Genomic DNA, 16,973 nt, shown 5'->3' on the forward strand with positions numbered 1-16,973 from the left:
TGAAATACTTCCCAATGAGATTTAAACAGGCATTCAAACCGTTCGTTCTAACGCTTTGTCTTATGTCCTTCTTCTCCTTGTCATCGTGTAAAGATGACGACAATGAGGTAACATGGGAGTGGGATGACGAAGAAGTAGCCAATATTGATAAACCGAAAGTGATTTGGGTCGATGCGGCCGCTAATTTTCCCGATTTTGCAAATAGCAAAGAAAACATACTGAGAGATTTAAAACTTGCAAAGGAGGCTGGTTTTACACATGTAGTAGTTGATGTAAGGCCTACAACAGGGGATGTGCTATTTAAAACCGACGTGGTTGACCAGGTGAAATGGTTAGGCGCATGGTTGCCTGAGGGGTATTCCAAAATCGAAAGAACTGCAACATGGGATTATCTGGATGCGTTTATTGAAACAGGTCATAGCTTAGGCCTGAAGATTTTCGCAGGAATCAATACTTTTTCAGGAGGAAATGCCACAAGTTTGGGCGGTGAGGGCTTACTCTTCCGCGATGCTACGAAAAAGAGCTGGGCAACAGAACTATTGACTGAATCGGGCATCATTAACACCTTGGACAAAGGAGGTAGTGGTTCTAAATTTTTCAATCCGGTAAATGAAGAGGTACAAAACTTTTTATTGCAATTAGTAGAAGATCTGGCTGCTTATGAAAACCTTGACGGTATCATCCTTGATAGGGGCCGTTTCGATGAGTTTGGCAGTGACTTTTCGGACTACACAAAGGCTAAGTTCGAACAATTCCTGGGACACCAAGTGGCCAACTTTCCCAACGATGTGATGGTTCCTGGCACGAAGCCCGGAAACTTACCTTCCACTTTGCCAGTCTATTTTAAACAATGGCTGGAGTTCAGAGCCAAAGTTATTCATGATTTTATGGAAAGCGCACGCAACCGGGTTAAAGGAGTTAATCCTGATATTCAGTTTGGTGTGTATGTAGGTGGTTGGTACTCTGTGTATTATGGAGTGGGTGTTAACTGGGCCAGTCCAGATTATAACACATCAGCGTACTATTCCCAGTGGGCCAGTAAGAACTATCAAACTTACGGATATGCCGACCACATGGATGTGATGTTGATAGGGGCTTATGCCGCGCCAACAAAAGTATATGGTAGCAATGAGTGGACTATTCAGGGATTCTGTCAGCAGGCTAAAGATAAAATTCGTAAAGATGCTGTGGTGATTGGAGGTCCTGATATTGGCAATGGTGCATGGGCAACCGAAAGCGATGCAACAATCAATAGTGCAATCACTCAATCGGTTGATGCGGCAATAAATGCTTGCGATGGATATTTCTTGTTCGATATGATACACCTAAAGCTTAAAAATCAGTGGCCATACGTTAAAGAGGGCATTGATGAAGCAATAAGCACTGAAAAATAAACATTTGCAAAATGATGATGATGACTGGTTATAGAATAGTTACAGGTAGAAGCTTAATCCTAAGCTTTTTGTTAATATTATGTTTGGATGTATTTGGACAAACAATTTCTGGCAGAGTTACTTGCCAGGGAAAAGGCCTCAAGGATATAGTCGTCTCAAATGGCTATTCTGTAACCTCATCTGATGCTAAGGGGCGATACTCCTTACCAATTCGCAAGGGTAATGCCTTTGTGTTTATCTCCATTCCGTCTGGATATCAAATAACTGTGGAGAATGGCACGCCACTATTCTATCACCAGATTCAGGAAAACAAAGAAAAAGGTTATGATTTTGAATTGATGCCGCTTGAAAGCTCCGATAACAAGCATGCTTTTCTCTTACATGCCGATGCACAATTGCTCAAAGATAAAGAGTTCACTATGTATGAGAAAGCAATTGATGATTGCCGGCAATTAGTAAACCAACACCCACTAAAAGAAACATTTTTTGGAATTGATTGTGGCGATTTAGTAGCAGATAAGCACTCTATCTATCCTCAATATATTTCCACCCTTAACCAACTTGAGATTCCGTTTTTCAGAGTCATTGGAAACCACGATTTGGATTATAATAATCGTTCCAATGATAAGAGCAGTGCTTCCTACGAATCGTTCTTCGGTCCTTCCTATTATTCCTTTAACAGAGGTAAAGCACATTACGTCGTCCTCAACGATGTATTTTACCTGGGGCACCAATACTTCTATATTGGCTACCTGGAAGAAGAAATGCTTAATTGGTTAGAAAAAGATTTAGCCCACGTACCCGAGGGATCATTAGTTTTTGTGGCCTTGCATATTCCAACAGCCATAAAAACAGGAAGTAAAGCATTTGATTACGCTTCATTAGGAAAAGGAATTAGTAATCGCCTGGCTTTATACAAAATACTGGAACCTTACAAAGCTCATATTCTCTCAGGACATGAGCACTGTAATCAAAACTTACAACATAAAGAAAATATATATGAACACATCTGCGCGTCTGTTTCGGGTGCCTGGTGGCAAGGACCGGTGTGTACAGATGGAACCCCTTGTGGATACCAGGTATTTGAAGTGGAAGACGATTCTGTTTCCTGGTATTACAAAAGTATTGGGTATGAAAAAGACTATCAGTTTAAGCTCTACCCGGTGGGCTATGATGCAAATCTGCCTGATGAATTCATTGTCAATATTTGGAACTGGGGCCCCGGCTGGACTGTGGAGTGGTATGAAGATGGTGTTAACAAAGGAGAAATGACCCAGTATCAGGGCTATGACCCGGATGTGGCAAAGATATATGCTGATAAAGATAAGCTTGATTACAAATGGATTGGGCCTTCAAAAACGACTCATCTGTTTAAAGCACAGCCGGCTAAGGCTAACGCTGTTATTGAGGTGAGGGTGACCGATTCTTTTGGAACCACCTATATGGCAACTCTGAATAGTAAGTAGGACAGATAAAATACTCCATGAGGTATCCTCATCAAAGAGGAAGATTATTCTCCGGATAGATTCATAGGTCAATTGAAATAAAATATAATCAGATGAAAACTAGAGTTCTAAGCTGCTTTTTGTTAATACTTTGTGTGACTAATTTCAACAATATTAACGCAAAAATTAAGTTGCCTTCCATTATTGGAGACAACATGGTTGTGCAACAAAATTCAACACTGAAAATATGGGGATGGTCGGATGCCGGGAATAAAGTAAAAGTTAAAGCATCTTGGTCTTCTGAATCCTTTAAAGCATCCTGCGATACCAACGGCCGTTGGGAAGTATGGATACCGACTTCAAAAGGCAGTAACATTGCCCATGCCATTGAAATTAATGATGGAGATAAGCATACCATCAATAATGTATTAATTGGTGAAGTGTGGTTGTGCGGCGGCCAGTCTAACATGGAAATGCCTGTAAAAGGGTTTAAAGGTCAGCCGGTGTTTGGCTCGCATAATGCCATTGTTGGAGCAGACAAGGAGCAGCCCATTAGAATGTTTACTGTAAAAAGAGACTATAGCTTATCACCTAAGTGTGAGCTGGAAGGAAGCTGGTTAGAGCATGAACCTCTTCATGTTGGGAATTTTAGTGCTACGGCTTATTTCTTTGCCCAACAATTGCAAGAGGTGTTAGATATACCCGTTGGCGTTATTGCGTCGTCGTGGAGCGCATCAAAGATTGAACCATGGATGGACAAGGCAACCTTAGAGGGCTTTGAAGAAACGAATTGGTCCATGTTAGAGGGGGAGATAAAGTCACCCACCCAAACACCAACAGTTTTGTTTAATGCCATGATTCATCCGCTTAAAGATGTCGACATAAAGGGCGTTATTTGGTATCAGGGCGAGAGTAACAGCGCCAACCCGGAATTATACTCAAGGTTATTTGAAGCCTGGGTAGGGCAGTGGCGACAGTTTTTTAATGATCCGCAGATGCCTGTATATTACACAGAAATTGCACCCTATCGCTCGCACGACAAAAATGCAGAGAACCTTCCATTATTCAGGGAGTCGCAATTGAAGTCGATGCACTCTATTCCCAATGTTGGTATGGCTTTTACCTCTGATTTAGGCAATGAAAAGTGTATTCATGGTCCTCACAAAAAGCAGGTTGGAAAACGGCTGGCATATTGGGCGCTGGCACAAACCTATCAGATACAAGGAATAGCCTGTTGTGGGCCTGTTTACAATAAGTATGTAAAAAAAGAGAATAAAATCCAAGTCTACTTTGATCATGCTGAAAATGGACTTTATCCCGAGAATGAGTTGTTAAAGGGCTTCGAAATTGCTGGCGTTGATGGCGAATTTGTACCAGCCCAAGCGGAGATTTTGGGCGGTTCTTCGCGGGTGACCATTTGGAATGATTCAATACCTGAGCCTCGGGAAGTAAGGTACAGTTTCAAAAACTTCGTCATTTCTAACTTGTCAAATACAGAAGGGCTGCCAGCTGCTCCGTTCAGGTTGGTTATCGAATAAAATAAGCAATTGGTAAAGGCCTTTTAATTATACGTCTAACGTTATCTAAGATGAAAATGAAAATCCAGTTTAACATGATGGGCATCTATTCAATACTACTGTTATTTACAGTGTTTGCTTCGTGTGATAAAAATGAGCAGAGCACCGATATTAACCGAAGCTACATTGATGCTGTTGAAGTTATTTCACCCGAAGTGGTACAGGTAGAAGTAGATAACTTCGCCCGTTACATCAGCCTGCAATTCGTTAAAGGGACAGATATAACTGCAGTAAAACTGCAGCTGAAATTAGCCGAAGGAGTAAGTTTGCCTGATACTCAGGATGAGATTATGGTACTTGACCTTTCAGCATCGCCAATACTCAAGGTTCAGCACAATGGGGCTGTTATTAGCTTTAAGTTTAACATCAGTTTTTCAAACCCTGTTTTTGATCCCTCAAGTGCCGGATGGATTGGAACAGACAATTTTGGCAATGTGCCCGAGTATCTTTCGGTGTATGAGAACATGGGAACTGTAGATGGTAAAAAGATAAAAGCCTATATCGCTGTGGCTGACATGAATAACCCTAAGGCACAGTTTGGTGTTTTGGGAGAAAAATCGGGTTACCAAACGCCCAGTGAGTTTTACGAAGCGAATAACCAACCGGTGGTCATATTAAATGCAGGCTATTTTTATTCGGGAAATGCCCTTGGGTTAATCATTCGGGATGGTCAGCTTGTCCGCGAAGGGACACCAATGGTGTACCGGACTGTTAATGATGTGAAAAAGGTATATTATCCTACACAGGCTGCGTTTGGCTTTTTTGGGGAACAAAGCTTCGCAGCCGATTGGGTGTATACCAGTCAGGGAGTAACGTATGCCTACCCTTCGCCAGCAGCTAACAAAACAGGCAACGAGCCATTACCCATTCCTAACAAAGCTTTTCCCGAAGGGGCGCAGGAATGGGCGCCGGAAACGGCCATTGGTGCCGGCCCAATGCTTATCAAAAATGGAGAAGTTAAGGTAACATGGGAGTCCGAAATGTTTGATAATGCCAGCGGTATTCAGGCGTCCTATAACCACCCGCGCTCAGCCATTGGTATTACCTCGCATGGGTACCTGGTATTTTTTGCTTGCGAAGGACGAAATAAAACACCCGATACACCTGGTTTATCGTTGTTTGATGTAGCCAATTTTTTACATGAATTAGGCTGCGTAGCGGCCATTAATCTCGATGGTGGTGGTTCAAGCTGTCTGTTGGTTAACGGACGGGAAACGATTATCCCTAGTGATGGCGAGCAACGCACAATTGTAACGGCTGTAGCTGTTTATTAACAGTTTAAAAATAAGAATATTAAATAGGAATTAATGAGTCAAAGAGCAACTTCTCTGGATGTTTTTCGTGGATATGCCATTGTAACAATGATACTATCTGCCACCGTAGCCTATGGTGTTTTGCCAGGCTGGATGTACCATGCGCAAACTCCTCCGCCAACGCATGCATTTAACGGATCAAATTTCGGAATTACCTGGGTAGACCTTGTATTTCCTTTCTTTTTATTTGCCATGGGGGCTTCTTTCCCCTTTTCTTTAGGTCGAAAACGGGATAAGGGCATCAAACTTATCACCTTGCTTCGCGATAGCCTGATCAGGGGAGCTCAGTTAACTTTTTTTGCCATATTTATCCAGCACATGTATCCGCATATTGTGAGTGCACCTCAGGACACAACTTCCTGGTTAATGGCAATTGGAGCATTCGTATTAATGTTCCCCATGTTTATGCGTATTCCATTAGCAATGCCACAATGGGGACACTGGCTGATAAAAGGAGCCTCGTATCTGATTGCGGTAATCATCTTACTAAATACCGAGTATGCAAAAGGACGGGAATTCAGTCTGGGTTTCAGCAATATTATTATTCTGGTATTAGCAAATATGGCCATATTCGGCTCTTTGGCTTACCTGCTTACGCATGGTAAACGCCTGGCACGTATTGCTATCTTACCTTTGGTGATGGGAGTATTTTTGGCAAGCTCGAATGCCGAATCCTGGACCAGCGCCTTTTTTCATTGGACACCTTTGCCCTGGTTATATAAATTCTATTATCTGAAATATTTATTTATAGTGATACCAGGCTCCATTGCGGGGGAATATTTACTGGAATGGACAAAGCAATCCGGCGCCGATAAGGCATCAGCAAAACCAGCATATTTATACCCTGCTATCCTCATTGCCGCTGTTGGACTGATTGTAACTAATCTTTACTGTTTGTATATGCGGTATATGGTTCTCAACCTTGCTTTATCTGGTGTGTTGGTTGGTGCAATGTACTGGTTAATAAAACCCAATTCGGCCAATGGCATTTTTTGGCGCAGAATGCTGGTGGCAGGCACTTATTTACTCGCCCTGGGTTTGGTATTTGAAGGTTATGAGGGAGGAATCAGAAAAGATTCTTCAACCTACAGCTTCTATTTTGTCACTTCCGGATTAGCATTTTTTGCGATGATGGCCTTCTCTATAATATGCGATGTCTATAAAATTAGAGGTGTTTTTAAAGGTTTTGAAATGGCTGGGCAGAATCCAATGATTGCTTATGTGGCATCCAGTTTGGTAATTATGCCCTTGCTTAACTTGTGTCGCCTCACACAGTTTTTGGATATGCTTAATGCCAATGCGTGGACAGGTTTCCTAAGAGGCTTGATTGTTACCACACTGGCCATGTTGCTGGCCATGTTTTTTACCCGTTTAAAGTGGTTTTGGAGAACATAAACACTGTTTAGTATATAAAATGAATAGTATGACTGTCAGATTTTTAATGATTTGCTTTGGCCTGTTTTGGGGTGTATGTGCTCAGTCGCAACAAAAGTATTATGATGCAGCCTCGTTTCCTCTATATGGAAAAGTAACCAACGAAACCGGCTCTCGTTATGAGCGTTTACCAGCCAGTCTGGAAGGGCAGGTGCGCGACCGCTTATTTTACTTAGGAACTAATAGTGCCGGGTTATATTTACGTTTTCGCAGCAATGCCAAAACGATTTCGGCCAGTTGGGAACTCACTGGCAATGTAGGATTAAACCATATGGCAGCAGTTGGTGTTAAGGGCCTTGATTTATATGGTTATAAAAATGGAGAGTGGCGTTTTGTTAACTCGGGTAAGCCAACAGGAAAAAAGACGACGGCAACCATCATCGATAACATGAAAGGGGAGATGTGTGAATACATGCTCTATTTGCCATTGTATGATGGGCTTGAGGCCTTAAGAATTGGCGTAGACTCAACAGCACTTATTGAGCAACCACAATTAGCTTCGCCCGTTTCTGAAAAACCCGTTGTTTTTTATGGAACCAGTATCACACAGGGAGCATGTGCTTCGCGTCCTGGCATGGCTGCTACCAATATATTGAGCCGTCGATTGAACCGGGAGGTAATCAATCTTGGTTTCAGTGGAAACGGCCAGCTGGATTATGAAATTGCTGATGTAATGGCTGGTTCTGAGGCCTCTGTATTTGTTCTTGATTTTGTACCTAATGTCACCAATCAGCAAATTATAGATAAAACAGAAGAGTTTGTTCGTCGTTTGCGTGTAAAGCATCCTAAAACGCCTGTCATCATTATTGGAAGCATTCTATTTCCACATGGGCAGTTTGATCAGCATATCAGTGCCGTGGTAAATGAAAAAAATGAATCATTAGCAGCCATCTGCAAGGATCTGAAGAAAAAGGGCGATAAGTACCTGCGTTATGTTTCGCCGGAACACCTGATTGGAGATGATGGTGAGCCAACCGTTGATGGTATTCACCTCACAGATCTGGGTTTTAGCCGCTATGCTGAAAATATGTATCCCATTATTAAGAAATATTTAAAGAAATAATATGAGATCATTGTTGATAGGCGTTGTTTTATTTGCCTTTGTGGCATGTAAACCAGGTGCTGACAAGAGCCCCGTAGGAATTATTCCACTGCCCCAGAGCGTAGTCGAAACAGGTGTGCAACTGCGCTGGCAAAATACGGATGCCATTCATATATCTTACGACAGTTCATTTTTTCAGCCTGTAGCTAAGCAGATGTGTCAATTGCTGACTAGTAACTATCAAATGAACTGCATGCTCACCCAGAAGCGAGTATCTGCTAATGTTGCTTTTGTTTATAAGGCTTTTGAAAACCAAGAAAAATACCGGTTGCAGATTTCTGATAGCAGAGTGGTGGTTGAGGCCGCTTCTGCCTCTGCTGCCTTCTTTGGATTTCAATCCTTAAAGCAATTGCTGCCCCTTAAAAATGAATTCGATGGTCAATCCATTTCCTTACCAGGCGTATTGATTGAAGATGAGCCTGCTAATGCCTATAGAGGTGTTCACTTAGATGTGGCCAGACATTTTTTTACAGCGGATTCTATAAAACGCTTTATTGATATGCTGGCCTTACACAAGATAAATACCTTTCATTGGCACCTAACCGATGATCAGGGGTGGCGTTTGGAGATTAAAAAGTATCCGAAATTAACTCAAGTGGGAGCCTGCAGAGAACGTACTGTCATTGGCCGGAATTCGCCCGATTATGATGAGCAGCCTCATGGGGGCTATTACACTCAGGATGAGGTTCGTGATATAGTAGGTTACGCGGCAGAACGTTACATCACTGTAATACCCGAAATTGATATGCCGGGCCACATGGTGGCTGCATTAACAGCTTACCCAGAATTAGGGTGCCAAAACAAACAACTAAAGGTGGCCGATAAGTGGGGTGTGTTCGAAGATGTATTGTGTGTAGGCAAGGAGGAATCCTATGAGTTTATTTACTGCGTTCTGGATGAGGTAATGGATTTATTCCCTTCAAAGTATATTCACATTGGAGGAGACGAATGTCCAAAAACGCGGTGGGAGAGCTGTAAGCACTGTCAAAAGGAAATTAAAGCTTTAGGGTTTAAGTCAGATGACCATTTTACGGCCGAACAGAAGTTGCAGAGTTATTTTACCCGAAAAGTGGAGAATCATCTCAATAAAAACGGGCGTTACTTAATTGGCTGGGACGAAATTCTTGAAGGTGGTGTGTCACCAACAGCAACCGTCATGGCCTGGAGAGGTGTAGGGCACGGGCTAAAAGCCGCACAGCTTGGTAATAAAGTGGTTCTGTCACCCAATACACATGTGTATTTCGATTATTACCAGACAAAAGATATCCTGAATGAACCATTGGCCATTGGAGGGAGTACAACATTGGAAATGGTTTATAACTGGGACCCATTCGAGAAAGTGGAATCACCAGAGGCAAAAGGCAATATTATAGGTTTGCAGGCTAATATTTGGACAGAATATATAAAAACCTTCAAACACGTTGAGTACATGCTACTGCCTCGTTTGGCGGCCTTTAGTGAAGTAGCATGGAGCAGTGCAGACAAGGATTACGATGCCTTTCAGCAGCGTTTGGAAAGAATGCTTTTAGTCTATGATGCGGCCGGATATAATTATGCCAAACACATCTTTGACATTAAGAAGGAGTGCTTGCGCGATACCGTTGAAAATACGATGGCTCTTCAATTATCGACCTATGGCAGCGGTGAAATTCGTTTCACCACCGACGGTTCAACACCCGATAGAAACAGTCAATTGTACACAGGGCCAATTGCTATTGATCAAAGTATGGTGGTGAAGGCCATTGCTTATCATGGGGAGCATGCCTCAAGAGTGTTGGAACAATCATTCAGCTTTAACAAAGCCACTTTAAAGCCAATCCAATTAAATACACCAGCCTATCATGATTATGCCTTTAATGGCGCTTTATTGTTAAATGATGGGCTCACCGGGCAAAAAAATTACAAATCTGGCTATTGGTTGGGGTATAACAATGAGGATTTATCGGTAACCATTGATTTAAAACAGGAAACACCCATACAGTCTATTGCTCTCAATGCTTTTGTGTCGACAGCCGACTGGATATTCAGACCAACTTATATTGAAGTTCATTTCTCAGATGACAATGAAACCTATCATTTTACCAAGTCGGTGTCTTTGGATAAATGTACCAGTAATGTTTTTGAGATTGAGAACTATACAATCAACTTCAAGAAGTACAATACCCGATTTGTGAAAATAATTGTAGGTAGTAATCGGAACATACCCGAGTGGCATCCGGCTAAAGGAAAGCCCGCCTTCATTTTTGTTGATGAAATTGAAATACACTAGAAAATTATTATAACAATCAATATCAATAATTAATTATCATGAAAAAAACGAGTGTTTTATTTTTGATCTTCGCGATCGTATTAGCGGCCTGTAATTCGGTGCCGCAAAAGAAAAAGGGAAAAGAAAAATTGATGTGGTTTGATGCGACCGCCAACTTTGAACGCTTTAGTAATAAAGATAGTATTGATTTTTACCTGGAAAAGATTGCCGACTTAGGGTTTACGCATGCAGTAGTGGATGTGCGACCAATTGATGGAAGTGTGCTGTACCCTAGTAAAATAGCTAACGAATTAAAGGAGTGGAAAGGCTACAAGCGGGGCGATTTTGACTACTTAGGCTACTTTATTCAAGCAGGACACAAGTATGGTTTAGAGGTGCATGCCTCGTTAAATATATTTGTTGCAGGGCATAACCATTTCGATCTCGGACCTGTTTACGAAGATCACCCTGAGTGGGGAACAATTGTATACAGCCCAGAACAAGGCCTGACTAGCATTACGAACCTAAAAAATAAGTATAGTGCCATGGTTAACCCTGTTAATATGGAGTACCAGGCATACATTATTTCTATTTTGGAGGAAGTAACAACTATGTATCCCAAATTGGATGGTATTATTACCGATAGAGTGAGATACGACGGAATAATGGGTGATTTTAGTGATTTATCAAAAGCAACTTTTGAGAAAGTAATTGGTCAGAATGTGGCGAACTGGCCAACAGATATTTACGAGTGGCAAAAGGATGAAAACGGTAAAAATAAGCGGGTAGACGGGCCTTTATTTAAGCAATGGATCGAGTGGAGAGCACAGGTAATTTATGACTTTATGGCTAAGTCTAGAGCTGCCGTGAAGGCCATCAATCCTGATATCAGCTATGGAACTTATACCGGCGCTTGGTACCCTTCTTACTACGAAGTCGGGGTTAACTGGGCGAGTAAAAACTATGATCCGTCACAAGAATTTGACTGGGCCAGTGCCGAGTATAAAAATACAGGTTATGCCGAGTTGATGGATTTATACACAACAGGTAACTATTATACGAATGTTACCATCGAGGAGCACCGCGCGAAAAACGAAGCTGTTTGGAACGAAACGGATAGTGAAGCTCAAAAAGGTGATTGGTACTGTGTTGAAGGAAGTTGTAAAAACTTGCGTCGGATCCTAGGTGACAATAAGTTTTACGGTGGAATTTTGGTGGACCAGTTTTACAATAACCGACCACAGTTGAGCCAAACCATCGCTATGAACATTAAAGAATCAGATGGTTTAATGGTTTTTGATATTGTACATATCATTGACGAAAACCTTTGGAAAGAGGTGGAAGAAGGCCTTAAAGCCGAATTTGAATAAACTATATGCCAGAGTATTATAGCCTGTTTGATGGGGCACTTGCTGCATCAAACAGGCGCTGAGTAGTGCTGCTAAAATCTAAAACTAACAACTGCCTTGCGCATTTGTGTTGAGCCACCTTCTTGTTTTCAGGAAGGTGGCTTTTGTTATTTATGCTTGGCCTGCTTTTTTAAAGTATTTATTTCAATCATGTCAGGTTAGAATGGCGCTGGTATGGATACTTGCAAATATTGGTGTATGCCTTGGCCAATAATTGACAAGTTGGCTTCATCTTTCTTCCTTTTAACTATTTCTTTGTTGGGCCATAATTTCCAGATACAGATTACGGAGTACAGGCTTCAAAACTTAGCAAGACAATGATTAAAATTAAAATAGGAAGCACAAGCAGGGAAAAGAATTTCTGATTGGATTTTTGTTTTTCATTAAATATCATGAAATTACAGGCATGATAGTCGTATTATTAACCCTTTAACAAATCTATAAAAGAATGCAAAAATCGATCTTTTCAATACTGTTTTTATGTGTTTGGGCGGCCGCACATGCTCAAATTGATGCGCGGATGTTTCGGTATCCCGACATTAGTAAAACCCAAATCACTTTCACCTATGCCGGCGATATCTGGATTGTGGATAAAGACGGCGGCACCGCTACAAAATTAAGCTCTCCTAAAGGTGAAGAGGCCTTTCCTAAGTTTTCTCCCGATGGCCAAACCATTGCCTTTAGCGGCAATTATTCAGGAAACATGGATGTTTACTCCATTCCGGTAAACGGTGGCGTGCCCACGCGCCATACCTGGCATGGCTATGACGATAGGGTGGTTGACTGGCACCCCAACGGCACTCAGGTATTGTTTGCCTCGGCGCGTAAAAGTGGTAAAATGCGATGGAACCAGTTTTACTTAACCCAGCCCGAAACAGGACTGCCTCAAAAACTGGCCATCGAACATGCCGAGTTTGGGTCTTTTTCAGAAGACGGACAAACCATTGCCTTTACCGATAAAAGCAGGTTAACACGCACCTGGAAAAGGTATCGTGGAGGTACTGCCCCAGATATATGGCTGATGAATCTGGAAACCAAATCGGCCGAAAAGATCGCCAAACATGCCGCCAATAATGAGTTGCCAATGATGAAGGGCAATGAAGTGTATTTCTTGTCAGACCGTGGTGATGCCAAGCGTTTTAACCTGTGGAAATACGACCTAACGACCAAAGAGGTGAAACAGCTGACGCAGTTTACCGATACCGATGTGCATTACCCTTCTATGGGGCCCGATGACATTGTTTTTGAAGCCGCCGGCAAGCTGTATGTCTACAATATCGCAGCGGGTAGCAGCAAGGAGGTTAAAGTGAATGTAGTGACGGACCAACAAAGCCTATTGCCTCAAAACATTGATTTAAAAGGCCGGTTCTCCAATGCGTTTATTGCGCACGATGCCAAACGAGTGGTGCTGGAAGCACGAGGCGAAATATTTACCGTACCTGCTGAGCACGGATATACCATCAACCTCACACAGACTTCGGGTGTGGCAGAACGCTCACCGGCTTGGTCGCCTAACGGCAAATACCTGGCATATTGGAGCGATGCCACTGGAGAATACCAGTTGGTACTGCGTAACATGGAGGATGGCTCAACCCAAACCATCACCTCGTTTACCAATGGCTTTCGTTACAGTTTGCATTGGTCGCCCGACAGTAAAAAACTGGCTTTTATAGAGCAGAACATGGAAATTAAGGTGGTATTTATCGACACGAAAGAGGTACTCACCATCGATAAACAGTTGTATTATTTTCACGGAGGTTTAAGTAGTTTCAGCGTTTCATGGGATGCCAATAGTCAGTGGCTGGCCTATGCCAAAGATACCGATAAAAGAACATCGGCCATTGCATTGTTCGATATTGCCAATCGCCGTTTATACCAGGTAACCAGTGGTTATTATAACGACGCCAACCCGGTGTTTGATGTGGAGGGTAAATACTTGTATTTTACCACCAATCGTCATTTTAATCCCGAATACAGCGATTTCGACAACAGCTTTATTTATCCAAAGTCAACCCTGCTGGCTGCCGTACCTTTAACAAAAGACACGGCCTCTCCTTTATCGTTCCGTAACGATAGCGTTGAAATAAAGAAGGACGATAAAAAAGAGTCCGATAAGGAGAAAAAAGGAGAGGATGACACGGATGATTCTAATGACGAAACTAAAGACACCAGAATTGATATTGACGGGTTCGAGAGCCGCATCGTTATGCTGTCTGTTAAAAATGGCGACTATAGCAACATAGCTTCGGTGGAGGGCAAGGTGTTGTTTATGGCCGGGGATGATGATAAACGTACGCTCAAATACTACGATCTGGAAGAGCGTGAAGAAAAAACCATTGTGAAAGATATTGACGGCTATCAAGTCGCCGCTAATGGAGAAAAATTACTGGTAAGAAAAGAGCAGGTGCTGGCTATTATTTCGCCTTCTGAAGATCAGAAATTGGATAAGCCTTTAAATACCAAGGAGCTGAGAGTTGCCATCCATCCAAAAGAAGAGTGGTTGCAAATCTATCGCGATGCCTGGCGCATGGAGCGCGATTTCTTTTACGATAAAAACATGCATGGACTGGATTGGCAAGCCATCTACCAACAGTATCTGCCTTTACTGGAAGCCTGTGTAACCCGTTGGGATGTGAATTTTGTATTGGGTGAGATGATTGGCGAATTGAATGCCTCACATGCCTATAAAGGAGGAGGAGATACCGAAAAGGCTCAAAAACTGGCCGTAGGTTACCTTGGTGTTGACTTTGCGGTTAAAGACAATCATTACATCATCAGCCACATCGTAAAAGGCAGCACCTGGGATGCAGAAGTTGTTTCACCTTTGACGGCATCGGGTGTAAAGGTTAATGAGGGCGATTATTTATTGGCTGTGAACGGCACCCCGGTAGATGTGAATGCATCGCCATATTCCGCCTTGCAAGGCTACGCCGGCAAAACCATTGAATTAACAGTGAATAGTGTACCTCAATTGGCTGGTGCCCGAAAGGTTGTGGTTACGGCCATGGAGGACGAGTACCGCCTGCGTAACCTCCAATGGATCGAAAGCAAACGGGCCCGTGTGGCAGAAGCAAGCAACGGGCAGGTAGGCTATATTTATGTGCCCAGTACAGGTATCGATGGACAAAATGAGTTGGTGCGACAGTTTATGGGGCAATGGACCAAAAGCGCCTTAATTATCGACGAACGCTTTAATAACGGCGGACAAATACCTGACCGTTTTATAGAGCTCTTGAATCGTAAGCCTCTGGCCTTTTGGGCCGTGCGCGACGGTCAAGACTGGCAGTGGCCTCCGGTAGCTCATTTTGGGCCTAAAGTGATGTTGATTAATGGTTGGAGTGGTTCAGGAGGTGATGCCTTCCCCGACTATTTCCGTAAGGCCGGCTTAGGCCAACTGGTGGGTACACGCACCTGGGGCGGACTAATTGGTATTTCAGGTATGCCGCCACTCATCGATGGTGGAACAGTAACCGCGCCAACTTTCCGTATGTACGACCCTTATACCGGGGAATGGTTTAAAGAAGGGCACGGCGTTGATCCAGATGTGGAAGTGGATGAAGATGCGGGTCAGTTAGCCAAAAATATTGACCCACAGCTGGAAAAAGCCATTGAGGTTATCCTTAAAGAATTAGAAACGAAAAAGTATGTAAAACCCGACCATCAGGAATTTGAGGTGCGTTAGTCAGAAATCATAAACTTAACTTGGACGAGCCAAAACCAAACAGGTTATGTCTTAGCTCGTCCAAGTTAGATAGCAAGATTTATAATGTATATTTTTTTGTATTAAAAATCTTATTTATATCTCTTATATTACTCAATAATTAATTTAACTTAGTTTTATTTCCCTGATCATCCATTCGATAAAAGCCTCCATCTTTAATTAGCAATGCCCGCGATTCCATTTTATCATCGCTTGTAACGGGGTGCTCCACGTCAACTCTAACAACTTTTCCATTAAAATCGGTTGAAATATCATTGACAACACAATGACCAATAACAATATTTTTGGCCTGATAATACGATAATATACGATCTATATCTTCGGAGTTCACTTTTGGGTAATAGTCTTTGTAAGATTTTACTAGTCCTCTATACCAAAGCGGACCATATCGTCCAAACAACAGATTTGCAATTTCCAGATTATTGTTATCTAAATCAGCACCATAATTTTCCTGGGCAATCCGGTTAATTTCATCGAGATTAAGCTGCTTATCCAGTAAAGTATTGCTAATTCCTCCATGAACAAACAGAATATCACCAATTTTTTCAATCATATTTTTGGAGCGAAGCCATCTTCCCAATTCAGTGCTGACACCATAAAGTTCCCTTATATCAATACCCAAAGCATTGGCAAGCTCCCGGTATTTCAGCCTTGTATATCGCCAGTCGCCCTCAAGTAACATGGCTTCGTGGTTGCCGATAATCATATGTACCTGCCCCCCGTGTTCTTTTGCTTCCATCTCGAGCTTGTACACCAACCACAGTACCTGGGTAACAAATTCACCGCGATCAACAAAATCACCTACCAACACAAGATCTCCATCTCCAAATGCCCAATTTAATTTAGCATCTGTTATGCCGTTTCCAATCAGTAATTTTGCGAAAGAGTAATAATTGCCTTCAATATCAGAAACAACGAATATGTTATCTGACTTCTTATATTGAGAGGAAGGATTCTCTATACTATTCATTAGCTTTAGACTAAACTGCTCCGGCATTTGCTCCGGAACAATAACATTCAGTTCCCCTGAATAATCAGTTTTCGTGATTTGGTTAGAACTATTTACGCCAACAACTTTTGTGTCAGTCCCCTCATAAAATACATATGGACCATCAATACGTCTGACATTATCAGTTAGTTGGGGTGTCTCCTTTTCTTGCCGACATGTCAGAAATAGGACAGATACCAACAAAATAAGTGCAAGTTTTTGTAACGATATTTTTGAAATCATTTTAAGCTGTTTATAAAGAGAAGCCTCTTCGTTAATAACAAAGAGGCTTACCATATTATATTCATGCAATCAATGAAACTGTAATGCGCATAAAGAACT

General features: G+C 42.2%; 10 protein-coding genes. 9 read left to right on the top strand and 1 reads right to left on the bottom strand.

Translation table 11 applies throughout. From position 1 onward, the window contains the following. Positions 1–14 precede the first annotated feature (14 nt). From ACSX1H_RS08260 to ACSX1H_RS08300, 9 genes are all read left to right on the top strand, one after another. Positions 15–1,394, top strand: a complete 1,380-nt coding sequence (locus ACSX1H_RS08260) for an alpha amylase family protein (protein ID WP_439183377.1) — start codon at positions 15–17, stop codon at positions 1,392–1,394. A gap of 68 nt (positions 1,395–1,462) precedes the next feature. Beyond that, a complete protein-coding gene (locus ACSX1H_RS08265) occupies positions 1,463–2,860 on the top strand; it encodes a calcineurin-like phosphoesterase C-terminal domain-containing protein (RefSeq protein ID WP_439183378.1) in 1,398 nt (465 codons plus the stop codon). A 92-nt stretch (positions 2,861–2,952) separates the two neighbouring features. Beyond that, positions 2,953–4,377 carry a sialate O-acetylesterase gene (locus ACSX1H_RS08270; protein WP_439183379.1) on the top strand — a complete coding sequence of 475 codons (1,425 nt, stop codon included), beginning with the start codon at positions 2,953–2,955 and terminating at the stop codon, positions 4,375–4,377. Positions 4,378–4,427: 50 nt separating this feature from the next. Continuing rightward, positions 4,428–5,690, top strand: a complete 1,263-nt coding sequence (locus ACSX1H_RS08275; RefSeq protein ID WP_439183380.1) for a phosphodiester glycosidase family protein — start codon at positions 4,428–4,430, stop codon at positions 5,688–5,690. Positions 5,691–5,723: 33 nt separating this feature from the next. Then, positions 5,724–7,124, top strand: a complete 1,401-nt coding sequence (locus ACSX1H_RS08280) for a DUF5009 domain-containing protein (RefSeq protein ID WP_439183381.1) — start codon at positions 5,724–5,726, stop codon at positions 7,122–7,124. A gap of 28 nt (positions 7,125–7,152) precedes the next feature. Continuing rightward, complete coding sequence (locus ACSX1H_RS08285; protein ID WP_439183382.1) at positions 7,153–8,226, top strand: SGNH/GDSL hydrolase family protein; 1,074 nt, start codon at positions 7,153–7,155, stop codon at positions 8,224–8,226. A 1-nt stretch (position 8,227) separates the two neighbouring features. Continuing rightward, entirely contained in the window at positions 8,228–10,534 is a 2,307-nt protein-coding gene (locus tag ACSX1H_RS08290; RefSeq protein WP_439183383.1) for a beta-N-acetylhexosaminidase, read from the top strand. 38 nt (positions 10,535–10,572) lie between these two features. Further along, positions 10,573–11,883 carry an alpha amylase family protein gene (locus tag ACSX1H_RS08295; RefSeq protein WP_439183384.1) on the top strand — a complete coding sequence of 437 codons (1,311 nt, stop codon included), beginning with the start codon at positions 10,573–10,575 and terminating at the stop codon, positions 11,881–11,883. A 487-nt stretch (positions 11,884–12,370) separates the two neighbouring features. Beyond that, on the top strand, positions 12,371–15,604 hold the full coding sequence (locus ACSX1H_RS08300) for a S41 family peptidase (RefSeq protein ID WP_439183385.1): 3,234 nt from the start codon (positions 12,371–12,373) through the stop codon (positions 15,602–15,604). 139 nt (positions 15,605–15,743) lie between these two features. On the opposite strand, the gene ACSX1H_RS08305 is transcribed toward ACSX1H_RS08300, so the two are convergent. After that, positions 15,744–16,874 (bottom strand): metallophosphoesterase, encoded by a 1,131-nt coding sequence (locus ACSX1H_RS08305; protein WP_439183386.1) that lies wholly within the window; start codon positions 16,872–16,874, stop codon positions 15,744–15,746. Between the last annotated feature and the right edge of the window lie 99 nt (positions 16,875–16,973).

This window comes from Carboxylicivirga taeanensis (genome assembly GCF_051851475.1).
GTDB classification, from domain to species: Bacteria; Bacteroidota; Bacteroidia; order Bacteroidales; family Marinilabiliaceae; genus Carboxylicivirga; species Carboxylicivirga taeanensis.